The following is a 22,049-nucleotide window of genomic DNA, read 5'->3' on the forward strand; positions in this document are numbered from 1 at the left end:
AAGGCGTCAACGTCATGCCACACATGCCAACGAGCGATGGTAGGCCTGCTTGGCGGGCACAAATTCTTACGTTGTTTCCGGAGATGTTTCCGGGGCCGCTCGGCTATTCTTTGACCGGGCAGGCGCTGGACGCGGGAATCTGGTCGCTACAATGCGTCGCGCTGCGCCAGTTCGGCATCGGTCGTCACCTTGCGGTGGATGACCGTCCGGCTGGTGGCGGTGCCGGGATGGTTATGCGTGCGGACGTTCTAGCGGCCGCTATCGATGAGGCGCGGCGTCAAGCGCCAGATCTACCCGGCATCGTGCTTTCGCCGCGCGGTGAACCTCTTCGTCAGGAGACTGCGCGAGAATTGGCGGCCGGGCCGGGGGTCATGCTGCTGGCTGGGCGTTTCGAAGGCATCGATCAGAGGGTAATCGAGGGGCGCCATTTGCGTGAGATCTCCATTGGAGATTTCGTGCTTTCAGGCGGGGAGTTGGCGGCAATGGTGCTGATGGATGCGTGCGTGCGTCTGTTGCCGGGTGTGCTTGGCGCACCTGACAGCCTTGTCCACGAAAGCTTTGAAACGGGGCTTTTAGAGTATCCACAGTATACGAAGCCCCGGGAGTGGGAGGGGCGGGCTATTCCTGAGGTGCTGGTTTCGGGCGATCATGGGAAGGTGGATGCCTGGCGCCGCCGGGCAGCTGAGGCCCTGACCCGAGAACGGCGACCGGATCTCCTTAAGAGCCTGTCGATGGCCAAAGTAGACCCGGAAAAGAACGGTTAAGCCGTCGGTTATCAAAAAACCGGGCGAGGGCATCGACAAAGCCCTACTTTTCGGCTATGACGCCGCATTCAATTCCCTTAAATGGGCCGCAAGAGCCGTGTCCGTCCTCGATTTCCAAGGACAGACAGTGATGCTCCTCTGCTATGATGACAATCAAGGATCGCAAAAAATGAACATCATTCAAGAGCTCGAGCAGGAGCAGATCCGCGCTATTTCAGCCAAACGTGGCGTACCGGAGTTCGGCCCTGGCGATACCGTTAAAGTCACCGTGCGCGTGCTTGAGGGTAAGAACGAACGTTTGCAGGCCTATGAGGGTGTTGTCATCGCCCGCTCAGGCGGTGGGCTGAATGAAAGCTTCACTGTTCGTAAGATTTCCTACGGCGAAGGTGTTGAGCGTGTATTTCCGATCTACTCGCCGTTCATCACTGAGATCGAAGTTATCCGGCGCGGTAAAGTTCGGCGCGCGAAGCTCTACTATCTGCGCGGACGCCGCGGACGTTCGGCCCGTATTGTGGAGCGTACGGACGCACGCGCACGTCGCCTGAACGCTGCTTGGAAGGGCTTCAAGAAGCAAAAAGGTCAGCCTGATGATCTGACGCAGATCCAGGGGATCGATGAAGAAATGGTGCTGCGTCTGAAACAGCTGAACTGCGTTCAGCTTGAGCAGATCGCCAACTTCTCGGACGACGATATTGCGAACGTGGAAGACTTCCTGAAGATGGAAGGACGCATCGAGAAGGAAGACTGGGTTGGTCAGGCGCAGAAGCTTATTGCTGCTGCAGCGGTCGAAGAAGTACCAGCTTCGGATGCAGAAGGCGAAGCGCAGTAAAGCGCTTACCTCTATGGGATACAAAAGGCCCGGGCTTTCTGCCCGGGCCTTTTTCTTTTTGTTCTGCTTGTCCCTGGACCCTACGGGAGATTTCCAACCCGTTTTGCCAGGATCAGTTCGTCAGCACTTTGAATTCAATGCGCCGGTTAAGTGCGCGATTGGCGCGGGATGTATTGGGGACGAGCGGGCGCGATTCACCCAGCCCTGCGGTTTCCAACGCTTCGGCGTTAAGGCCGGCTTCCGTCAGAAATTCGGCGACGCTTTGCGCGCGCGCTTCCGATAGGGCCTGATTCATTGCGGCGTCGCCAAGCGAATCCGTGTGACCTTCAATGCGAATCCGGAGACCGGCGCACTCGCGGGCTGTGGTAACCAGCTGCTTGAGGTCACGGTTGCTTTCGGAGGTCAGTTTGGCGCTTCCGGTGGCGAACTGAATGGAGCTGGCTTCCGTGATCTGACGTAGCGCTTCTGTACACGTCAGAGCATCAGAGCGAACATTCCGGGCCAGCGAGATGGCCGCGACTTGCGTGTGGGCCAACATGTTCCAGCGGGCACGGCGCGCAAGGTAGGCGTCGAGCGTGACCACCGGCAACGAAACATCAGCTTCGGAGCTTGTGATCGATGGTGATGAACCCCACGAGGCCCGGTCATTCAAGAGGTCGGTCAGAGCAGCGTTGACCGTGTTTGAATCGAGTTGGGCCAATACGGGCGCTGGGCGCTCGTCCGCGGGGTGAATGATGGGCGGCGTCACAGGACCTGCTTCAGGAAGAGCCGTGATCTTCGGCAGGCGCCGATTTGCGCCGGCGGCTAGCTTTACCCGAACTTTTTTGGGTTCGGAGCCCTCTCCCCATGCGGTGCGGCGGGCAAGGAACCGATCGAGATCGGTGGCTTCCCGAGCAACGCTGAGGGTCGGTTCGGTGCCGTATGAGGCCCGTTCGCTCAGCAATGTCGTCAGCGATGTCTTGACCTCGTTGACTGGTATCGCCGTCAATACCGGTGCCGGGCGATCCTCAGCAGGGTGAATGATTGGGGCCGGACCGCTCGTATCGACAGAGCGGCTCGGGATAACCGGCAAACGCCGTTTTGCGCCGGCAGCCAGCTTCACACGGATTTTCTTGGGTTCCGGTCCGACGCCCCAGCGATCACGGCGTGCGAGATAGGCACCGAGGTCTCCGGCGACGCGCGCTTCGGCGACAACGGGTTTCGATCCCCAGGATGCGCGCTCAGCCAGGAGCTTTTCTAAAGCGCCGTTTGTTTGGCTGGCGGGAATATCGGTGAGCTCTGGAGGGCGCTGTTCGTCGGCATGATGAATGATAGGTCTCGCCGCTTTGACTTGCGGAGAGATCTTCTCGATGCGGAGACGCGACGGGGCACCGGCTGCCAATTTGACACGGATTGGCTTTGGCTTCGGACCCTCGCCCCAGCTGTCCCGACGCTTCAAATAAGCTTTGAGATCTCCTGCAAAGACGGCATGGCCGAGTGCTGGCTCGCTGCCCCAGGCTTCACGGGTGGCAAGCAATTCTCGTAGCGCTTTGCGAATGCGCAGCTGCGGAACCTCGGTCAAGTGTGGCACCGGCCGCTCTTCTGCAGCATGGATGACCGGCGAACCGGAATTGGTTACGGGGGCCGTCGCCAATCTGGGGAGTGTGCGGCTCGCACCAGCCGCCAAGGGGGCAGCAATGCGCTTCGGCTCTGGTCCGGGGCCCCAGCTTTCTCGTTTCGCCAAGTATTCGGCGAGTACACTGGCATTATCCATCGGCACAGCCTCGGGACTTGCGCCCCAGCTGTCACGGCGTGCCAGATATTCTTTCAGGTCCGTCGGCTCGCTGGACTGAGCAGATGCGTTCCAGGCGTCGCGACGGGCCAGGTAATCGTCTAATTCGTTCCGGGTATCGACGACAATGATAGCATCCTGCTGGCCGGAGTTCTCATTCCAGGCAGCGCGTGTATTCAAAAGGTTCGCCAGCGCCCTTTCGATAACGTTCTGGGACGGCGTGGCGTTATGGTGGGGAGCTGCTTCGGCCGCAAGCGGGCCGGCGCTCAAACAAATGAATCCAATAGCAGCGACGTTGCGCAACATAACTTGGGTCCTCCGTCATGGGCACACATGTTATGACAGGGTTTACCTTAACTTTCAGTAGCCATTTGCTTGTCTATGAGACTGAATCGGCGGTTTTTTTCGTCAACAAACTAATAACGAGGGGTCCGAATACCGAGCCCCTCCATTAGAGGTTGAGATTGAAGCTTTTCCTCGACTCAGCGAACCGAAAATTCGATACGCCGATTCTTTGCGCGATTTTCAGGGCTGGAATTCGGTACTAGTGGCCGACTTTCGCCGAACCCGATGGCTTCAATACGGCTGGAAACCACGCCGCCTTTTACAAGATAGTTAAGGACCGCCATCGCGCGTTGTTCCGAAAGCTTTTGATTCGTGCTTTCGGAGCCGCGGTCGTCTGTGTGGCCTTCCACGTGGATTGTCGTGTTACGGCAATTCTTTGCTCGTTGTGAAAGCTCGTCGAGAGTTGAGAAGCTTTCGGCATCGAGAATGGCGCTGTTGGTGCGGAACAATATCGTTCCCTTGCCAACGGTGTTGCGCAGCTCCGTTTCGCAGGCGTCCGCTTCGGCGGAGCGTGCGGCAACCTGCTGACCTGCGGAGCCAGGCGCGGTGCCCCAGCTCTCCCGTTCGGAAAGAAGCTCCGAGAGGGCTTTGTCGACATCCGCGCGAGGTATTTCGGTCATCTGCGCTGGAGGGGTCTTTTCGGCGGCGTGCACGAGAACGGATTGTTCGCTGCTGTCCGATGCAGGACTTGCCGTTGCGGTTGCTGTTGCGGGAAGTGGTGAGACTGCACCCGCGGCGAGGGGAGCTTTCACGGGTTTGACCGGGTTGCCAGGCCCCCAGGAGGCGCGACGGGCCAAGTATCCGGCGAGGGTATCGGGCTCAGCCTCTTCTGCCGAGGCCAGTTCAGATTTTGGTGTCGCGGCAACTTTAGGTGAAGGTTCAGTTCCCCAGCTTTCCCGTTCGGCCAGGAGATCAGTGAGAGCCTTACTAATATCAGCTTGAGATACTTCGGCCGTTTGCTGAAGTTTTGGCTCATTGGCGTTTAGAGGTTGAGCGGCTTTCTCAGCAGGACCCTTGCCCCAGCTATCCCGCTCGGCGAGGTAGTCGGCCAAGCTACCGACGGTGGCTGTACTGATCGGCGAGGCTGTTGCGCCACTCCAGCTTTCGCGTTGAGCGAGAAGGGCAGCCAGATTCTCTTCAATGATAGATTGAGGGACTTCGGTGATCTTAAGCGGAGGGCGCTCCTCGGCGGGATGCACGATCGGAGGCGTGGCGTTTGCTGCAGGTGCGGCTGTTGTGGCACTCTTGAGTGGTATGGATGCTCCGGCTGCCAATCGAACATTCTTTGGCGTCAGCGAACTTTCTCTGCCTTTGCCCCAGCTTTCGCGTCGTTTGATATATTGCTCGAGAGTTTCTATCTTATCGGCGTCGCCTGAAGTTGCTGGCGTGGAGGTTTCGGAGCTGGAACTACCTATCGCAGATGGTACCGTCGTTCCGGTGGCAGCGGTATCGATTGTTCTAAGCTCTCGACCATGCAGTACTTGCAATTCGAGGCATTGAGAGAGAGACCGATAGCTTACGTAGGGCTCTTTAACTTCGCCGAGGCACGCATTCCGGTAATCATCGGGTAGCAGGCCCCAGCCCCCAAGGATTGCGTGCTTGGCTTGGAATTCGAAAAGTTGACATTGGCCGGCTGCGTTTTCGCTGGCGCAAATGGTGGCGATATTCCAGTTTGGAAGTTCAACCGCCTGCGCTGACGTGGCGTAAAGGAGTACCACTCCAGAAGCCAACTTGGAGACTCTCGACATCACGCACCTCCCCAGGTGTTAAGCAAGCTTAATCACGCCCCAACTTTTTGTGGGCAAGGTTTTTTGTTAGACGTTCCCTATATCAAAGAAACAGCAACCTTACAGAACACGCAATGTCTAATCTCGATACCCGACGCACCCAGAAGAACGATAATCAGATAAAGCGCTACAGCGCCGAAGACTTTGAAGGGATGCGCCGGGCGGGACAGCTCGCAGCAGCGGCGCTCGATATGCTCACCCCGCACGTTAAACCGGGCGTGACCACCGAGGCGCTGGACGAGATGGTTTTGCAGTTTGCGCTCGACAATGACGCGATACCGGCACCTCTCAACTATCGCGGCTTTCCCAAATCGATCTGTACGTCGATCAATCATGTAGTTTGCCATGGAATTCCGGGGCCGAAGCCGCTGAAGGAAGGCGATATCATCAATATCGATGTGACGTTGATCGTCGATGGTTGGTATGGCGATACGAGCCGTATGTATGCCGTCGGAGCAATATCGCGGCGGGCTGAACGTCTGATCGAGGTGACGTATGAATCGCTGTGGCGCGGTATCAACGCAGTGAAGCCGGGCCACACGACGGGACATATCGGTGAGGCGATCCAGACCTATGCCGAAGGTGAGCGGTGCAGCGTGGTCCGCGATTTCTGTGGTCACGGTTTGGGGCGGCAGTTTCACGAGCGGCCGAACATTCTGCATTATGGCGAGGCGGGTGAAGGCCCTGTACTTGAGCCGGGCATGCTCTTCACCATCGAACCGATGATCAATCTCGGGCGGGCGAATGTGAAGGTTCTAAATGACGGCTGGACTGCCGTGACCCGAGACCGGGAATTGTCTGCTCAGTTCGAGCACACCATCGGTGTGACCCAAGATGGATGCGAGGTCTTTACGCGGTCGCCCGGTGGATATGATTGCCCGCCTTATGTCACCGCAGCCTAGCATCACGCCTTAAACGCAGCCTTCCGCCTCTTCAGCGGCAGTACGGTGCCCATGACCGATCGACGTAAGGCCGAACGGCCAGAAGCACCCGAGACGGCTTCAGCGCAGGATGGCGGACAGGGGGCTTTTTTCGAATCTTCGACCCCGTCGCACGTTGGCCACCGCAGCAGGCTGCGGGAACGCTTCCGCAAAGGTGGGCCCGAGGCGTTGCCCGATTACGAATTGCTCGAACTGGTTCTGTTCCGTGCCATTCCGCGGCGGGATACCAAGGAGCTGGCAAAGCGGCTGATCGCGCATTTCGGTTCGTTCGCGGAGGTGCTCAACGCGCCGGAGCACCGTCTGAAAGAAGTGAAGGACGTGGGCGATTCTGTTGTAACCGAGTTCAAGCTCATTCGGGCAGCGGCGGTCCGGTTGGTGAAATCGGAGATCGTTGAGCGTCCTGTTTTGTCTTCGTGGAGCCAGGTTCTCGATTACGTTAAAGCCGCGCAGGCTTACGGACACCGTGAACAGTTCCGTATCCTGTTCCTAGATAAGAAGAACCGCTTATTGGGGGATGAAGTCCAGGGGGAAGGAACGGTCGACCATACACCTGTCTATGTGCGGGAGGTCGTAAAGCGCGCTCTTGAGCTATCCGCTACAGCGCTGATACTGGTCCACAACCACCCCACTAGCCCTTTTTCGATCACGTTGCATCACGCTCAAGCATGCTGAAACACTAATAAAATCGCGCTTTTTTTGCATTGCGTAGTGGGGGCGGCTTTGGCAAGTTGGGGGCTGTAAAAGGGGTAGAAAACGGCCTTCTGATCCCAGCTAGCGATCCCCGTTTCTCCTCGACCGATCCCAGTTCCGGAAAGGAGGAAACGCAATGCCCACCCTATCCGATACCGCGATCCGACATGCGCTGAAGCGCGTCGGGATAAGCCGCAAGCAGGAGAACCTTGCCGATGGCGAAGGGCGCGGTACCGGCCGTCTCGTCCTCGTTCTCAAGCCCATGCCGACGCGTGTCACTGCCGACTGGATGGCGCAGCAATGGCGCGACGGCAAACGCACGAAGAAGAAGATCGGCGCTTATCCTTCGATGTCACTCGCGCAGGCCCGCGAGATCTACAAGCGCGACTTTGCCGACGTCATCCAGAAGGGCAGAAGCATCAAAATCGCCACCGACACCCGCCCCGGCACGGTCGCTGATCTGTTCGAGGGCTATGTCGCCGCGCTCAAGGAGGCCGGCAAGCCGTCGTGGAAGGAAACTGAAAAGGGCCTCAACAAGATCGCAGACACGCTCGGGCGCAACCGCCTCGCCCGCGAGATCGAGGCCGAGGAAATCATCGAGCTGATCCGCCCGATCTACGAGCGCGGCGCGAAGTCGATGGCCGACCATGTGCGCTCCTACCTCCATGCCGCCTTTAGCTGGGGCATGAAGTCCGACAACGACTATCGGCAGCAGTCCGCTCGCCGGTTCCGCATCCCTTTCAATCCGGCCACGGGCATTCCGACAGAACCTAAGGTCAAGGGCACGCGCTGGCTCGATGAGGATGAGTTTGTGCAGCTTTATCGCTGGCTCGAATGCCCCGACACGCCAGTTCATCCCTCTTACCCGCGCGCCGTGCAGCTTATCATGCTGACCGGCCAGCGCGTCGAGGAGATCGCGCGCCTTCATGTCGATCAATGGGATGCCAAGGAGCGGATCATCGACTGGTCCAAGACCAAGAACAACCAGCCTCATGCCGTTCCGGTGCCCCTGCTTGCCGCCGAGCTGATCGAGTCGATCAAGCCAAACGAATATGGCTGGTTCTTCCCCTCGGCCAAAGACCCGTCCAAGCCCGTCAGCCACGGCACACTTTATAGCTTCGTCTGGCGCCAGCGGGACCGGGGCGTGATCCCCTATGCGACAAACCGCGATCTGCGTCGAACCTTTAAGACGCTAGCCGGTAAGGCCGGCGTTCCGAAGGAAATCCGCGACCGTCTGCAAAACCACGCCCTGCAGGACGTCAGCTCGAAGCACTACGACCGCTGGCACTATATGGTTGAGAAGCAGGCCGGCATGGCAAAATGGGACAATTTCGTCCGCGCCATGCTGGCTAAGAAGCGCCTAAAGGCGGCCGCATGACCTCCCGGTCGCCGAAACCCGCCCCTCGCCGCGCAAGGGCATCCGATCCCGCCGTGGAAATCGACGCGCTGACCTATCAGGTCGCGCGCCGCTCGGGCGGAAAAAAGACCGGCATGTCACGTCGGAGTTTGGCGGCGAGCTCGTGATGCGGGAAGCGGTCGATAGCCGTCGTCCAAATCGCCAAAGCCTCAATCTTCTCGCCCCTGTTCCAGTGAGCGCCGCCGAGATTGAACATCGCCAGATCGTAATCAGGATCGAGCGCAAGGGCCTTCTTATAAGCGTCGATGGCCTGCGCAGACTTGCCAAGATCGCCGTAAGCCGCGCCGAGCTGAAACCAGCTCATCGCATCGGGCTGGATGCCCTCGGCCTGTTCGCGCAGGATCGGTAGGCTTTCTTCAAACCGACCAAGAAAGTTTAGGGCGGTTCCGAGACAGTAGCCGTAGTGACCGCCCGCCAGCTCGTAGGCCTTCCGAAAACAGAACTCAGCCTCGACCCAGTTCGCTTCATCTTGAGCCCAATGCCCAAGGCGATCCCATAAGAAGGCGGCTTCGTCCCTGTCGTCGACGTGCTCGATTTGGCGGTCGAACTCGGCTCGGAATCCCGCGTAGGTCTGGCCAACATCCTGGCCCTCCGATCGCAGGTACAAGGTCGCCAACAGGAGCTCGCGACGGCCGCTGGAGCTCTCGGGGTGGGCGCGCACATAGCGGTGCCAGAAGCCCAGCGCTTGGCGCGCGTTCTCCGTCGTTGTCCGACCGAAGCTCGCCACCAGCCGTGCGAAAAACGGCCAGATCCATGGCTCGCAGTCAGCTTGGACGAGGAGTCCATTGATCTCACGGAACGCCGCGCTCCCTTCTCCCATGTTGAAGAGCACGTTGGCCCTCCAACCCGCAACACCTGCCGCCTTGGCGCGTGTAGGGTCGGTGAAGACAGCCTGATCCAGATGCGCGAGGGCGTCCTTCCACTCGCCCTTGCGCACATAGAATTGGGCCAAGGCATTGTGGGCTTCAGGAAGGTGCGGGTTCAGCCGCAAGGCTTCGCGATAGTGCTCGACTGCTTGCTTCTCATCTCCGAGCCTCTCACAGCTCGTCCCTAGGTTCTTATGGCCCTGGGATGCTAGATCCGGCGTATTGGCGAACGCGGGATCGATGAGAGCCGCCTCATAGGCGGCCTTGGCGTCTTCCTCCTGGCCGAGCGCCGAGAAGGCGTTGCCGATCGTGTAGTGAAGGCTTCCCCGCTCGTAGCGGCCCAGGTCCAACTGATTCCTGAAATACTTCTCGGCGTCTTCGATCCGGGCGCGCGACCGACTTAACCCCGCCATCCCCAGGTTAACCTCGGCCATGTAGGCGGGGCCCATGGCTTCGCTGCTCACGCCGAGCACTGCCGCGAACCGATCGAAGGCCGCGCTGATCCCGGCGTCGGCGTCCTGATCGTAGAGGTGCGCAAGGAGGTGGCGTGCCACGGCCGGATCGTCGGGAACATGAATGTCAGGGACACTGCGACGAAGAAGACCACCGACATCGCCGGGTGCCGCCCGGGTCTGCTCGATCCGACGATCGCGCGCCACCCGCGCCGCGGATCTGGCCAACGTGGCCAGCCGATCCAGCCGCATGATCGTCAACTCGTCGGTGAAATTGACGGTAAGCGATTGCTGGTGGGTCCAGTTCTTCCCCGCGTGCTCGTATTGGCGGAGAACAGTCTCCGCTGGACAGATGCGCAGCGACGACGTCGGGATGTGATAAGCGGCGTAGAAGCTGTGCGGGTGCATCAGCAGGTAATTCAGATTCGAGCGGCTGACCTCAATGCTGAGCGAGGCATCGGCGTTGAGCGGGCGTTCGGTCCCTTTAAGCTGCACGTGGACTCTGACGTTGGTGGCCTGCTCCTGATCGACGACTTCGATCTCACAGTCCGTTCCATAGTCCTTGCGGTCGGCGCGTTGGAGGATGAAGCGACCGCTCGCCGCTAGGCTTGCCTGGAAGGCCGCCTCCGCCTTCTCTTCCGCGACATGATTGGCGCCACGCTTCGGCAGGTCATCGAGATGCTGCAGGTCGTCAGCCATCCCTATCCCCTACGCGTAATGAAGGCGAAGTCCGTGGCGCCTGCCTTCGTGGACAACTCCAACCAGTTCTCGTTGAAGTCGGGCAGATTAGCGTGTTCGAGCGCCGCGGCTGCCACCGCAGCGCAGTACGTGATCCCGACGTGCACGGTCGACCCCAAGAAATTGAGAAATCGTGTCAGGTCCGGAGGGTAAGCCAGGTCGGTGTCGCTGTCGAAAATACGGTGCCGTTCGCCATCGACGAATGTGTTGATCGCGGTCTCCAACACCGCGTAGCCCAAAAACGCTTCGGCCGGCGCATCAAGTTTCGTCAGAACGAAGTTGAGCTCGGGTCGCCATTCGAGGGCTTTCTGGCTGAGCGCCGGGTTGACGTGACCGACCGCGATGTTCCGAATGTACTTGGCGAATTCGAAGTTGCGCCGATGCGGCGTGATGATCTCCGAAATGGCCGGATGGTCCTTGTAGAGCGCACGGCAGATCAGCTCGAGATCGGTGACGTTCGCGCAGGACACTAGAAGGTGCTTAACCAGAATGAGCCTGACGCCGTCACCGGTCGGGCCGGCTTCGAGGGCAGCGTCAGCGGCGACGAGATCGCCGTGGGCCAAGCGGGCAGAAATGGCGATATGAACAAAGTCCATAGACTGATCCGCTCAGGCGTTAGCGATCCGGAGTTTGACCGTTCCGTACGAATTGGTCGAAGACATCCGTCTCCTCCTCTTCCGCTTGGAAGCGCGGGCCATCCGCCTCGAACTGCAGCACCGTGATCTCCTGATCGTACCGCTCAGAGCGAAGGCACATCTCGTGCACCGGCTCGGGAAACCAGACGCCAGCCTGCTGCATGACGCCAGTCAGCGCCGCATCGGAATAGTCGCGTCGCGCCGCAAAGGCCTGCATGGGGAGCTCAAACACAGTGTCCCTTGTGCGGATATATCGCCCCGATCTAAGCGCCGCCTTGCTTGGCTTCGCCCAATTGGCAAACCCCTCGTTCGATACCACCATGATTGCCCGCGTCTCCGTGTATTCGAGCCAGCGCAGGATCGCTGCGGTCAGGGAAACGCCGTAGCGCTTTGCCAATCGACCGAGCGCTTCGAAATCCGAGCGAGACTTGGCTGGCAATTGCCGACGGAAGTCGTGAAACGGCATCAGCAATGCTGCGGCGAACTCGTCGGCTTCCTGCTCAATACCGGCCGCCTCGCGACGAACCACCGCGTCCTCGTCGCAATAAATCCCGCCGTCGAAACTCGCGTCCCCTTCGATTAGCTCGCGATGCAGGACGTAATGGGCGAACTCGTGCCCAACCGTGAACGATCGGCGTCCATCGGACTGGCCGACGTGGTACATGATCGCCCATTGGCGCGGTCGTGCCTCGCCATAGACCAAGGCGCCAATGCAGCCCGGGATATTGCGCTCCACGACCTCATGGATGGGGCTGTCGGGAGCAACCTGGCGAGAATACTCCAGCGCGAGACCAATCACGTCGACCGGCGCACGATCAAACCGATCCGCTCCGAGGGCCAGGTCGAGCATCTGCGTAATGCGCGCCGCCTCCTTCAGCGGCCGGAGGCGGATCGGCTCAATCATTTGCGGGTTTTGGTGTCCAGGATGCGGGCCATCTCACGAATCTGCCGACGCGTCTCCTCCGGTAGGCCGCTGTACTGCCGGAAGAAAGCAGTGTCCTCCGCCTCGCTGAGCGTTTGAGTGTCAGCGCCGATCAGGTAGTCGACCGTCACCCCCAAGGCGCCTGCGATTGCGGACAGCTTCTCGGCCGACGGGCGGGGGGGATTCTTGTTTTCGAGCTCCCAGATGTAACTCTTCGATGAGCCAGTCTCCTGCGCGAGCTGATCGAGGGTCAGGCCTTTCTTCGTTCGTAAGTCCTTGATTCGCGCACCAAATTTCATAACCAGCCCTTCAACTCGATCCGCCCGCGCCCGTGTTCGGAGTAGCCATACTGTATGTCCCTTGACAGACGTATTCAAGCTTCCCATCTTGTTCGGAGTAGACGTATATATACTTAGATCATCCCGAACGTCGCGCGGGCGATGGCGAGATGCGCAGACGCAGCCCAGCCCGCAGTGGAGAACGATGTGAACGTCCAGCTTGCGCCAACCGGCCTCAATCCCTTCGACGACCCTCTCGACCGCATCCTCGCCGAGATCGCGCTCAGCGTTCAGCTGCCGCCCTCGCTGCATGACAAGGCGAAATCGCGGTACGAGGCGGTGCGGCGCCACCTCGAGGCCACGACCGCCTTTTCAAACCAGATCGAGCACTTCTACCCGCAGGGCTCCATGGCGATCGACGCCACGATCTCGACGCGCGGTACCGACGACGAATACGATCTCGACATCGTCTCGCAGCTCGGCGGCCGATTCGGTGGCATGACGCCTCTTGAAATCCTGACCGAGCTCGAAACCGCCCTTGCCGACTATCCGGTGCAGCGGGTGTTGCGGCAGACGCGCTGCGTCACCCTGTTCTACGCCGACAAGATGCATCTCGACGTCACGCCGTCGCTGCGCGTCTACGGCACGCTCGATCGCGAAAGCCTGATCACGCACGCCAAAGGCCCGCGCCGGTCGGCCGATGACCAATTCGTCGACATGAACGCCTATGGCTTCGCGCAATGGTATGCGAGCAGGACGCCGCTCGAATTGCGCATGGCGAGGGAATTCCACCGGCGGTGGCTTGACCATGCCGGTCTTGCCGCTCGCGCCGACGCCGATGTGGATGATGTGCCGGATCAGCGCGACTTCGTCGTCAAGAACACCGCGACGCTCGCCCTCCAGCTCCTCAAGCGGTTCCGCAACATTCGCTACGCCAGCTACTCCGGCCGCATCCCGCCGTCGGTGATGTTCTCATACTATGCCGGGCTCGCTGCGCAGCCGAACATGTCGCTCAGCGCCATGCTCGTTCGCCTCGCGAGCTGGATCATCCACGACATCGAGCAGGCTTCGCTGTACAGGCGGCTTCTGCATGTCGCCAACCCGATCTGCGAGGCCGATGTCTTCACGGACCGCTGGCCGGAATCCATCGCTCAGCAGGACGAGTTCGCCGCGCATCTGCGTGAGCTCATCCGTTCGCTCGAGGCGATGCGCAAGGGGGAGATGTTCCCCGACACGATGATGGAAACGTTGCGTGGGAACTTCGGGGACCGCGTCGTGACCCGGGCCGCCGACCAGATCGCCACCGAGATCGGTGGCGGCATCCAGCACTCTCGCCAGCTCTACACGCGACGAGGCGGTGTGCTGTTGCCTTCCAGCGCCGCGGTCGCGGCGCCGATCGTCAATCCGGCGGTTGCAGTCGCACGGCCTCACACCTTCTTCGGCCGCAAGATCTGATGATGGCGGCGCCCCTCTCCATCGACGAGCAGGTCGCCGCGATGAAGGCGACCTGGCCACAGTTCGCGGCACGCCGAATCGACCGCCGCGCGCAATCTGCGCGATGGATTGGGAGCGTAAGGCCGCAATATTCGAGTTACTCGCTGGAGATCCGCTACGAGGTCGGGGAGTTTCCCGAGGTGCGGGTGCTCACGCCGGAACTGATCCGATTACCCGGCAATTCCGAGGGGCAACTGCCCCATGTCTATCCGCCGGCCGAGGATCCGACCCTTTGCCTGTTCGACCCCCGTGAAAGGGAATGGATATCGGCGATGACAATCGCAAGCACGACCGTGCCCTGGGCGCTCGACTGGCTCGCTTGCTACGAACTTTGGTTGATGACCGGGCGCTGGACCGGCGGCGGTCGCCACGCCGGGCAGGACCTCGGCGAGGCAAGGGAGACAACGCGATGAACTATATTCCGCCGCGCCGATCCGACGGCACGATCCAACGTGCTCGCCTGAAGCAGCCATGGCCGCAGGGCCGCCCGTTCCGAATCCTGTCGATCGACGGTGGCGGAATTCGCGGGGTCTTTCCCGCCGCCGTTCTGGCCGAACTCGAAAGCCGCTTCCTGGGCGGCGCTTCCATCGCCAATCACTTCGACATGATCGCGGGCACCTCAACGGGCGGCATCATCGCGCTCGCCCTTGCCCATGGGATGACGGCCCGACAGGCGTTGAATATCTATCTCGAGCGCGGTGAGCGCATCTTTCCGCCAGCGACCGCGCTCGGCAGGCTGTCGAGGGGGCTGCGCTGGTTGTTCAAGCCGAAGCACGATCAGGCCGCCCTCAAGGAGGAGCTACTCCGGATCTTTGGCGACAAGGTACTCGACGATGCCGTCACCCGCCTGGTGATCCCGAGCTTCGAAGGGCGTCACGGCGAGCCGTTCCTCTACAAGACGCCGCACCATCCGGACTACCAGAAGGACCGCCACAAGAAGTTCGCCCATGTGGCGCTCCACACGACGGCGGCCCCGTCCTATTACCCCGGCGTCGAGGACGACGGCTACATCATGATCGACGGCGGCATCTGGGCCAACAATCCGGTCATGAACGCCCTGGTCGACGCCCTTGCCTGCTTCGACATTGCGCGCGAGGACGTGCGTATCCTGAGCCTGGGAACGGGTGAGTCCACCTTCACCGTCGATGAGCGGGCGCGCAACGGCGGCATCAAGGATTGGGCGTTCATGCGCTCCTTCAATGCGGCCGCCCGCGCCCAGTCCCGCAACGCCCTCGGCCAAGCCTATCTGCTGGTCGGCAAGAATAACGTCACACGGATCGATGTGCCGGAAAGCGACTCACCGATCGCGATGGATGACGTGCAGCGCTCCGTCCGCGAGCTGCCGATGGTGGCGCGCAGTCTCGTCGACGGCGCCGGACATCACATCGAGCTGGTGTTTTTCGACGGCGTCGCCGAGAAGTTCATCCGCTGCCCAATAGCATAGGTTCGGATCGGGCGATCTTCCCTATCGGGCCGTCAGCAGCCGACAGGCGAGCTCGCGCTCGCCCCAGCGGGTCGAGAATGTGTCGGAGACCTCGAACCAGCTGCCGTCATTGCCGATGCCATGGTTGGCGCCCATACAGGAACACTGGCATTCGTGTCCCTGTGCTTCCTGGCACGCTCGCGCGCAAATCTCCTGCTCGCGATACGGCTGGATAATGTAGACCTTGCCGTAGCGCTCCAGCGCCCGATCAACGAAGTCGTTGAACCAGGACTTTGGCAGCTCCCAATAGGCGTCATTCCCGCCGATCCACTCCGGTGGCGTTCGCCGGCTGTTCTGTAGCCATTGCCGATTGTCGTCGGCAAAGGGCAGTCGCACCCGAAGCTTCTCACCACGACCGGCCCGGCGCAGCACGACTGGAATTAGCTTCTGCTTCCAGACGTAGCCGAGGGTGAGCCGCTCCATGGGCACCTCCGCAATCGACGACAACTACTCCTGACCTTCTGCTCGGCCATGCCGAGGGGGAGTCTGTCTGCGTTGCGCTGTAAGTCGGCTGTCGTGGTGGGGCTCGAAATTCAACTTTAGATGCAAAATATAACCCACTACCTGCCGTTGACCCAGTATAGCCTCAGAGCTATCTTTGGCAATATGAGTCGGCGGCATTTTGATAGATCGCCGCCGGGGGCATTCCGTAGTTGTGCGACCGAGAGCGTGCCTGATCTAAGTTCCGCGCCTCGCAGCCCCTACACTGGCGCCCCGCCTCGCAGACCCTACGCACTTTCCAAATCGATGGAAGGTGCAGCCGCCGACGCTATGGAGCGACTTGTATGGGACACCGCTTTGAGGACGTCATCGCATCCCTGTCGCAGGACGAGCGGGCTCGAATCGACGCACGAGACGCGGAGTTAACGCAGGGCGTGGAGGGCCTGCGAGCACTGCGCCAGATCGCCGGCAAGGCCCAGGCCGATGTCGCGGCCGCGCTAAACATCAAGCAGCCGTCCGTTTCCAAGATCGAGAAGCAGGCCGACATGCATGTCTCGACCCTCCGCAGCTACGTCGAAGCCGTCGGTGGGGAGCTCGAACTGACTGTCAGACTTCCTAAGCGGCCAGCCGTGCGCATCCGCGCACTTGGAGATGCCGCGACCGAGATCTCCGAAAAACTCAGGCCCCGCAAAGCTTCGCTTGCGAAGACCGGAGGCCACGGATGACCCATTCCATCCCCATGACACGGCAAGACTATCGCCACAGAACGCCGAAGACCGGCCACTATTTTTGAAAGGCGTTGAATTGATGACGGGCACTGAGACACGAACCGCAGCCGGTATTCTCACGCTTACCGCGTTGCGCGGCATCGGCCCGGCTACGGCCGAACGCCTTGCCGAACGCTTCTCGCTCCTCGACGCGATCCTGGGCGCAGACCCCGCGAAGCTTCGATCCGTCGTCTCGGCCGCTGTCGCTGAAAGCCTTCACGAGCCGACCGCCATCGTCAACGCGAGCGAGAAGGCGCAGCGGGTGCTCGAGGAGGCCGCCCGCCGCGGCGTGCGCGTTCTCTCCATCTTCGACGCCGATTATCCGGCCGCGCTCCGCTCCCTCTCCGATCGCCCGCCCATCCTGTTCGTGAAGGGCAAGCTGCCGGTCCGCCGCAGCGTCGCCTGCATCGGCACGCGCGAGCCCTCCGAGTTCGGCGAAATCGTTAGTGACAGGATCGTGGAGACGTTGGTCGGCGCCAACTGGGCGATCGTGAGCGGCCTGGCGATCGGCGTCGACACGCTGAGCCACCAAGCAGCACTGCGCCATGGCGGACAAACCGTCGCCGTGATGGCCGGCGGTCTCGACAGTGTCTATCCGAAGCAGAATGCCAAGCTTGCCGACGAGATCTTGGAAAAGGATGGCGCACTAGTCAGCGAGCAGCCTTTTGGCGTGCCGCCGTCGCCGCGCAATCTCGTCCAACGTGATCGCTTGCAGAGCGGGCTTTCAATCGCGACCTTCGTCATGCAAACCGACATCAAGGGCGGCTCGATGCACACGGTCCGCTTCACGATCCAGCAGGACCGTCTGTTGTTCGCGCCGGTGCCGCAGGGCCGCCATGCCGCCGAACCCAAGAGCCAGGGCATCCTGGCCATGACGCAGTTGTCCGCGAGCCGCTTCGCGGACGCGGCTCGGGCCGAAGGTGACTATCGGCGAATTCTCTTCGAGCGATATAACAACCGTCCCGTGGCAGTACCGCTCGCCAGCAAGGAGGATTACGCCTCCATGCTTGACTTGCTGGAAACCCGCTTGTCCGGCGGCGAAGGTCAGGCGGGCACCGCCCGCCCGTCGTCGCCCACGCAGATGTCGATGCTCTAACGATGCCCGGCGCGCTCCTGTTTGACCTCGACATGACGCTTGTCGACAGCTCGGCCCTGGCCCAAATGCGTCGCTTCGGGATGTGGGACAACGTCCGGAAGAACATGAATCTCATCCGGGCCTTTCCCGCTCAGGGCAGCGCAGCGCCGCACGAGCTTCCCGGCCTGCTCAAAGCGGACGGACAAACCGTTGGGATCGTCACCTCGTCGCCCGAGTGGTACGCGACCGCCGTCCTCAAGGCGTTCCGCATCCCTTACGACGTGCTGGTCAGCTATGGCGACACGGAAAACCATAAGCCTGACCCCGAGCCGATTCAGGAGGCCCTGCGACGTCTCGGCATCGCCGCCACCCCGAGATCCCTCTACATCGGCGACGACGTGGGCGACATCGAGGCCGCCTATCATGCCGGCGTGACATCCGTCGCGGTGCGCTGGGGACCCGCGTCAATCTTCGAGCTCTCCTCGAGCGCTCCAGACATCTTCATGTCGAAGGCGTCCACCTTGCTGCGGCGCGAGCGCCTTGGCGGCCGCGGTTATATTGGTGAAGCTTTGACCAGCGGCTGGCCCTTTCACAGCCACTGGGGCTCGATCTTGCATTGTGACGACGACCCCACCGTCTACGCTCTGGGTCGCTACTTCACGGCCTCAGATCCACGCCATGCGACCAGCGCCCTGAGCGCAGCAGTGCTGTCGCTGAAGAATAACGACACTCACGCCAAGATCCTTGGCGAGGCGGTCGGCAAGGCAATCGCAAACCTCGACTGGGCGCCGGACTATGTCGTGCCGGTGCCGATGAAGCCATCCCAGCAAAGGAATCGCTTCGAACATCTCCTCAACGAAGCCGTCGATCATTTCGATGAAGATATCGAACTAGAGCTGAAGGGCCTGCGCTGCGTCAAGGAAATCGAAGGCTACAAGCAGATGAACGCGCTTGAGCGCGCCGACGCGATCAAGGGTGCCTTCCAATCCAATTTCAAATGGAACGGCAACAAGGTTCTTCTCGTCGACGACGTCTATACGACCGGCGAAACCACCGCGGAATGCGTGCGGACGCTCACCGCCAGCGGGGCCGGCGAAGTCAGGATCATGACCCTCGCAAAAGACCAGCGTGTCTTTTCGCGGAAGATCTGTCCTGCCTGCGGGCGATCGATGAAAATCCGGACCAACGCGACGACCAACGGCAAATTCTGGGGCTGCTCGGGATATCCCAACCACTGCCAGAACACCGAAGACTTCTAATGCCGCCGTGCGCGTGCTCACTCCGTGCCCTTGCGCTTATAAATGCTGAACGCCATCGACCGGGGAGACGACCACCAGGACGTACAACGACCGGCAATAACAAGGGGGCAACTATGATCGGTCGTGGATCTGAATGGCGCCGCTGGGAACCGCACATCCACGCGCCGGGGACTGTGCTCAACAACCAGTTCGGCGGAGGCACGGCGTGGGACACCTACCTCAGCAACCTCGAGATCGTGACGCCGAGAATCGAGGCCCTCGCGGTCACCGACTATTATCTCACCGAGACCTATGTGGAGGTCCTGAAGCACAAGGCGGCTGGCCGACTGCCTGACGTGCAGCTCATTTTCCCGAATGTCGAGTTACGCCTGGATGTTGCCGCCAAGACCGGCTTCGTCAACATCCACCTGCTCGTCAGCCCCGAGGACCCGAACCACGTCGCCGAGCTGCACCGCATCCTTCAGCGTCTTCAGTTCCAGGCGCATGGCGACACCTTCAACTGCACCCTCGCCGACCTGATCTCGCTCGGCAAGAAGGCCGATACAAGTATCACCGACGATCGCGCTGCGCTCGCCCACGGTACCACCCAGTTCAAAGTCAACTTCGACCAGCTCCGCCGGGTCATGCGCGAGAGCGACTGGGCGAAGGCCAACATCCTCGTCGCCGTTGCGGGCGCCGCCGGCGACGGGACATCGGGACTGCGGCAGGCAGCCGATGCCACTGTGCGCGAGGAGATAGAGAAGTTCGCGCACATCATCTTCTCGAGCAGTCCGGCGCAGCGCGAGTTCTGGTCCGGGCGCCGCGGAGCGACTCTCGATCAGCTCAAGGAGCGCTACGACGGTTGCAAGCCGTGTCTCCATGGCAGCGACGCCCATGACCAGGAGACTGTCGGCCACCCCGCCGAGGACCGGTACTCGTGGATCAAGGGCGGCCTCGAATTCGACGCGCTGCGCCAAGCCTGCATCGATCCCGAGGGTCGCGCCTATGTCGGCACGGAACCGCCTCGTAGCGCAATGCCTTCGCAGGTGATCTCGCGCGTCACGATCGCCGATGCGGACTGGGCCGTCACGCCGGACATCCCACTCAACCCCGGCCTCGTCGCCGTCATCGGCGCGCGCGGCTCCGGCAAGACCGCGCTTGTCGACGTGATCGCAGCAGGCTGCGACGCGATCGCGCCCGCCGCCTGGCGCGCGAACGAGAACATCAGCCCCTCTTTCCTCGTGCGCGCCCGCAAGCTCCTTGGCGATGGGACCGTCACGCTGACCTGGGGCGGCGGCGCGTCCGTCAGGCGCTTCCTGGACGGCCGCGACGCCAACGGTCACCTGTCCTTTCCCCGCGCACGCTACCTGTCGCAGCAGTTCGTCGAGGAGCTCTGCTCCGCAAATGGCGTATCGGATGGCCTGATCGCCGAGATCGAGCGCGTGATCTTCGAGGCTCACCCGCAAGACGATCGCGGCGGCGCCATCGACTTCGCCGAATTCCGTGACTATCGCACCGCCCGCTTCCGGCAGGCCCGGGAGCGAGAGGCCGAAGCGATCGCCGACATATCGGATCGCATCGCCACCGAATTCGAAAAGGAGGCGTCGATCGCCGGCCTCACCGCGCAGGTCACGCAGAAGACCGGGCAGATCAAGAGCTACAATGAGGATCTCGCCAAGCTCGTCGTCAAAGGCACCGAGGCCCAGGCCAAACGGCACGCCCAGCTGGGACAGGCCGTTCAGGTGCTACGCGGCACCATCCAAGCCTACGGCAACCAGCGCCGCACCTTCCTCGCTCTGCAAGACGAGGTGGCTAGCACCCGCGCCACCAAGGCGCCCGAGCTACTGCGCCAAGCCAAAGAGCGACACCAGTATAGCGGTCTGAGCCCCCAGCAGTGGGACGAATTCCTGCTCATCTACAAGGGCGACGTCGACACGAGTCTGAAGGGCTATGTGGCGTGGGCCGACAAGCAGGTCGCCACGCTTACGGGCGCGCCCGTTCCGGCCGGGGACCCGAAAACGCCTTTCTTTCCGGACACCACCGACCTTACGAAGCTGAACCTCAACACGCTCCTTGCCGAGATGACGCGGCTGGAAGCGCTGGTCAGCGCGGACAATCTCGTCCGCAGCCAATATGCCGCCCTATCGCAGCGTATCGCTCAGGAGAACACGGCCCTCCAAACCCTTCAGACGCGCCTTGCGGACGCCCAGGGCGCCGCCGCCCGGCGGAAGGATCTTCAGGCCGAGCGCGATGCGACCTACGGCCGGGTCTTCAAGGCGATCATCAACGAACAGACCGCGCTTGCCGATCTCTACGCACCGCTGATGGCCCGCCTGACGGCATCCAGCGGCACGCTGCGCAAGCTCGGCTTCTCGGTCCGCCGGGTTGTCGATGTCGCCGCCTGGGGGTCGGTCGCCGAAGAAGACCTGCTCGACCGCCGCAAGGCCGGGCCCTTTCAAGGCCGCGGCGCGCTAATCGCGCTGACCGACACCACCTTGCGGCCAGCCTGGGAAACCGGTTCGGCTGCCGATGTACAGGCGGCGATGGCGAGGTTCATCGCACAATACATGCGCGATCTAATCGGCCACGCGCCCTACGCCCAGAACCAGCAGGCGGAATTTCGCGCCTGGCTGAAACGGTTTGCGCACTGGCTCTTCGACACCGACCACATCACGGTCCGCTACGAGATCGCCTACGACGAGATCGATATCCGTAAGCTTTCCCCGGGCACCCGGGGTATTGTGCTGCTCTTGCTCTATCTGGCTCTGGACGACGCGGACGATCGGCCGCTCATCATCGACCAGCCAGAAGAAAATCTGGACCCCAAATCGGTGTTCGAGGAGCTGGTCGCGCTGTTCGTCACCGCCAAGGCCAAGCGCCAGGTGATCATTGTCACGCACAATGCGAACCTCGTCATCAACACCGACGCAGACCAAATCATCGTCGCCGACGCAGGACCGCATCCTGCCGGCGGGCTTCCGCCTATCACCTATAAAGCCGGAGGCCTGGAAAACGCGGAGATCCGCAAGGCGGTTTGCGACATTCTCGAAGGCGGCGAGGAAGCCTTCCGCGAACGCGCCCGCAGGCTTCGGGTCCGATTGGATCGCTAGGAGCGC

19 protein-coding genes are annotated in these 22,049 nt (G+C 61.3%); 12 read left to right on the forward strand and 7 right to left on the reverse strand.

The genetic code is table 11. The annotated features are described in order from the left end of the window. Nucleotides 1-14 precede the first annotated feature (14 nt). Nucleotides 15-764 carry a tRNA (guanosine(37)-N1)-methyltransferase TrmD gene (gene trmD, locus K5845_RS14130; protein WP_046476928.1) on the forward strand — a complete coding sequence of 250 codons (750 nt, stop codon included), beginning with the start codon at nt 15-17 and terminating at the stop codon, nt 762-764. A gap of 169 nt (nt 765-933) precedes the next feature. Continuing rightward, nucleotides 934-1,593, forward strand: a complete 660-nt coding sequence (rplS, locus tag K5845_RS14135; protein WP_046479944.1) for a 50S ribosomal protein L19 — start codon at nt 934-936, stop codon at nt 1,591-1,593. A 112-nt stretch (nt 1,594-1,705) separates the two neighbouring features. Here the strand turns inward: rplS and K5845_RS14140 are convergent, their stop codons facing one another. Beyond that, the gene (locus K5845_RS14140) at nt 1,706-3,670 is read right to left on the reverse strand and encodes an OmpA family protein (RefSeq protein WP_287959281.1); all 1,965 of its coding nucleotides are present in this window, start codon (nt 3,668-3,670) and stop codon (nt 1,706-1,708) included. Between the two features lie 176 nt (nt 3,671-3,846). Next, nucleotides 3,847-5,457: an OmpA family protein gene (locus K5845_RS14145; protein WP_287959282.1), complete on the reverse strand. Its 1,611-nt coding sequence runs from the start codon at nt 5,455-5,457 to the stop codon at nt 3,847-3,849. 113 nt (nt 5,458-5,570) lie between these two features. Here K5845_RS14145 and map point away from each other — a divergent pair, with 113 nt between their 5' ends. The 3 genes from map to K5845_RS14160 all read left to right on the forward strand — a co-directional run bounded on the left by map (nt 5,571) and on the right by K5845_RS14160 (nt 8,505). Beyond that, nucleotides 5,571-6,398, forward strand: coding sequence for a type I methionyl aminopeptidase (gene map, locus K5845_RS14150; protein WP_046476925.1), 828 nt, complete (start codon nt 5,571-5,573; stop codon nt 6,396-6,398). Nucleotides 6,399-6,449: 51 nt separating this feature from the next. Continuing rightward, nucleotides 6,450-7,109 carry a JAB domain-containing protein gene (locus K5845_RS14155; protein ID WP_287959283.1) on the forward strand — a complete coding sequence of 220 codons (660 nt, stop codon included), beginning with the start codon at nt 6,450-6,452 and terminating at the stop codon, nt 7,107-7,109. Nucleotides 7,110-7,263: 154 nt separating this feature from the next. Then, nucleotides 7,264-8,505, forward strand: coding sequence for a tyrosine-type recombinase/integrase (locus tag K5845_RS14160; protein WP_287959284.1), 1,242 nt, complete (start codon nt 7,264-7,266; stop codon nt 8,503-8,505). Between the two features lie 76 nt (nt 8,506-8,581). Here K5845_RS14160 and K5845_RS14165 read toward each other — a convergent pair whose 3' ends face one another. From K5845_RS14165 to K5845_RS14180, 4 genes are read right to left on the reverse strand one after another with little or no spacing between them, the layout of a single operon-like run. After that, a complete protein-coding gene (locus tag K5845_RS14165) occupies nt 8,582-10,561 on the reverse strand; it encodes a tetratricopeptide repeat protein (RefSeq protein WP_287959285.1) in 1,980 nt (659 codons plus the stop codon). Between the two features lie 2 nt (nt 10,562-10,563). Further along, nucleotides 10,564-11,196 (reverse strand): hypothetical protein, encoded by a 633-nt coding sequence (locus tag K5845_RS14170; RefSeq protein ID WP_287959286.1) that lies wholly within the window; start codon nt 11,194-11,196, stop codon nt 10,564-10,566. Nucleotides 11,197-11,215: 19 nt separating this feature from the next. Further along, a complete protein-coding gene (locus K5845_RS14175) occupies nt 11,216-12,139 on the reverse strand; it encodes an ImmA/IrrE family metallo-endopeptidase (RefSeq protein WP_287959287.1) in 924 nt (307 codons plus the stop codon). Continuing rightward, nucleotides 12,136-12,456 (reverse strand): helix-turn-helix domain-containing protein, encoded by a 321-nt coding sequence (locus K5845_RS14180; protein ID WP_287959288.1) that lies wholly within the window; start codon nt 12,454-12,456, stop codon nt 12,136-12,138. Before K5845_RS14180 ends, K5845_RS14175 begins: the two co-directional genes overlap by 4 nt. Nucleotides 12,457-12,642: 186 nt before the next feature. Between K5845_RS14180 and K5845_RS14185 the strand changes: the two genes are divergently transcribed. The 3 genes from K5845_RS14185 to K5845_RS14195 are packed head-to-tail and all read left to right on the forward strand — an operon-like array spanning nt 12,643 to nt 15,373. After that, nucleotides 12,643-13,890: a nucleotidyltransferase domain-containing protein gene (locus tag K5845_RS14185; protein ID WP_287959289.1), complete on the forward strand. Its 1,248-nt coding sequence runs from the start codon at nt 12,643-12,645 to the stop codon at nt 13,888-13,890. Next, nucleotides 13,890-14,342: a type II CBASS E2 protein gene (locus tag K5845_RS14190; protein WP_287959290.1), complete on the forward strand. Its 453-nt coding sequence runs from the start codon at nt 13,890-13,892 to the stop codon at nt 14,340-14,342. The genes K5845_RS14185 and K5845_RS14190 overlap by 1 nt, the downstream gene beginning before the upstream one ends. Then, nucleotides 14,339-15,373, forward strand: coding sequence for a CBASS cGAMP-activated phospholipase (locus tag K5845_RS14195; RefSeq protein ID WP_287959291.1), 1,035 nt, complete (start codon nt 14,339-14,341; stop codon nt 15,371-15,373). Before K5845_RS14190 ends, K5845_RS14195 begins: the two co-directional genes overlap by 4 nt. Before the next feature lie 21 nt (nt 15,374-15,394). Here K5845_RS14195 and K5845_RS14200 read toward each other — a convergent pair whose 3' ends face one another. Further along, the gene (locus K5845_RS14200) at nt 15,395-15,835 is read right to left on the reverse strand and encodes a hypothetical protein (protein WP_287959292.1); all 441 of its coding nucleotides are present in this window, start codon (nt 15,833-15,835) and stop codon (nt 15,395-15,397) included. 362 nt (nt 15,836-16,197) lie between these two features. On the opposite strand from K5845_RS14200, the gene K5845_RS14205 reads away from it, so the two are divergent. The 4 genes from K5845_RS14205 to K5845_RS14220 all read left to right on the forward strand — a co-directional run bounded on the left by K5845_RS14205 (nt 16,198) and on the right by K5845_RS14220 (nt 22,043). Then, entirely contained in the window at nt 16,198-16,578 is a 381-nt protein-coding gene (locus K5845_RS14205) for an XRE family transcriptional regulator (protein ID WP_287959293.1), read from the forward strand. 82 nt (nt 16,579-16,660) lie between these two features. Next, nucleotides 16,661-17,716: a DNA-processing protein DprA gene (locus K5845_RS14210; RefSeq protein ID WP_287959294.1), complete on the forward strand. Its 1,056-nt coding sequence runs from the start codon at nt 16,661-16,663 to the stop codon at nt 17,714-17,716. 2 nt (nt 17,717-17,718) lie between these two features. Further along, nucleotides 17,719-18,954, forward strand: coding sequence for an HAD-IA family hydrolase (locus tag K5845_RS14215; RefSeq protein ID WP_287959295.1), 1,236 nt, complete (start codon nt 17,719-17,721; stop codon nt 18,952-18,954). 113 nt (nt 18,955-19,067) lie between these two features. Further along, nucleotides 19,068-22,043, forward strand: a complete 2,976-nt coding sequence (locus tag K5845_RS14220; RefSeq protein ID WP_287959296.1) for a TrlF family AAA-like ATPase — start codon at nt 19,068-19,070, stop codon at nt 22,041-22,043. The last annotated feature ends 6 nt before the right edge of the window (nt 22,044-22,049 follow it).

It is taken from the genome of Filomicrobium sp. (assembly GCF_025698805.1).
In the GTDB taxonomy this organism is placed as follows: Bacteria; Pseudomonadota; Alphaproteobacteria; order Rhizobiales; family Hyphomicrobiaceae; genus Filomicrobium; species Filomicrobium insigne.

What these genes read in the sequence shown, in the direction of transcription:
- trmD (WP_046476928.1), top strand. Translation starts at nt 15, where the DNA reads ATGCCACACATGCCAACGAGCGATGGTAGGCCTGCTTGGCGGGCACAA.
- rplS (WP_046479944.1), top strand. Translation starts at nt 934, where the DNA reads ATGAACATCATTCAAGAGCTCGAGCAGGAGCAGATCCGCGCTATTTCA.
- K5845_RS14140 (WP_287959281.1), bottom strand. Translation starts at nt 3,670, where the DNA reads ATGTTGCGCAACGTCGCTGCTATTGGATTCATTTGTTTGAGCGCCGGC.
- K5845_RS14145 (WP_287959282.1), bottom strand. Translation starts at nt 5,457, where the DNA reads ATGTCGAGAGTCTCCAAGTTGGCTTCTGGAGTGGTACTCCTTTACGCC.
- map (WP_046476925.1), top strand. Translation starts at nt 5,571, where the DNA reads ATGTCTAATCTCGATACCCGACGCACCCAGAAGAACGATAATCAGATA.
- K5845_RS14155 (WP_287959283.1), top strand. Translation starts at nt 6,450, where the DNA reads ATGACCGATCGACGTAAGGCCGAACGGCCAGAAGCACCCGAGACGGCT.
- K5845_RS14160 (WP_287959284.1), top strand. Translation starts at nt 7,264, where the DNA reads ATGCCCACCCTATCCGATACCGCGATCCGACATGCGCTGAAGCGCGTC.
- K5845_RS14165 (WP_287959285.1), bottom strand. Translation starts at nt 10,561, where the DNA reads ATGGCTGACGACCTGCAGCATCTCGATGACCTGCCGAAGCGTGGCGCC.
- K5845_RS14170 (WP_287959286.1), bottom strand. Translation starts at nt 11,196, where the DNA reads ATGGACTTTGTTCATATCGCCATTTCTGCCCGCTTGGCCCACGGCGAT.
- K5845_RS14175 (WP_287959287.1), bottom strand. Translation starts at nt 12,139, where the DNA reads ATGATTGAGCCGATCCGCCTCCGGCCGCTGAAGGAGGCGGCGCGCATT.
- K5845_RS14180 (WP_287959288.1), bottom strand. Translation starts at nt 12,456, where the DNA reads ATGAAATTTGGTGCGCGAATCAAGGACTTACGAACGAAGAAAGGCCTG.
- K5845_RS14190 (WP_287959290.1), top strand. Translation starts at nt 13,890, where the DNA reads ATGATGGCGGCGCCCCTCTCCATCGACGAGCAGGTCGCCGCGATGAAG.
- K5845_RS14195 (WP_287959291.1), top strand. Translation starts at nt 14,339, where the DNA reads ATGAACTATATTCCGCCGCGCCGATCCGACGGCACGATCCAACGTGCT.
- K5845_RS14200 (WP_287959292.1), bottom strand. Translation starts at nt 15,835, where the DNA reads ATGGAGCGGCTCACCCTCGGCTACGTCTGGAAGCAGAAGCTAATTCCA.
- K5845_RS14205 (WP_287959293.1), top strand. Translation starts at nt 16,198, where the DNA reads ATGGGACACCGCTTTGAGGACGTCATCGCATCCCTGTCGCAGGACGAG.
- K5845_RS14210 (WP_287959294.1), top strand. Translation starts at nt 16,661, where the DNA reads ATGACGGGCACTGAGACACGAACCGCAGCCGGTATTCTCACGCTTACC.
- K5845_RS14215 (WP_287959295.1), top strand. Translation starts at nt 17,719, where the DNA reads ATGCCCGGCGCGCTCCTGTTTGACCTCGACATGACGCTTGTCGACAGC.
- K5845_RS14220 (WP_287959296.1), top strand. Translation starts at nt 19,068, where the DNA reads ATGATCGGTCGTGGATCTGAATGGCGCCGCTGGGAACCGCACATCCAC.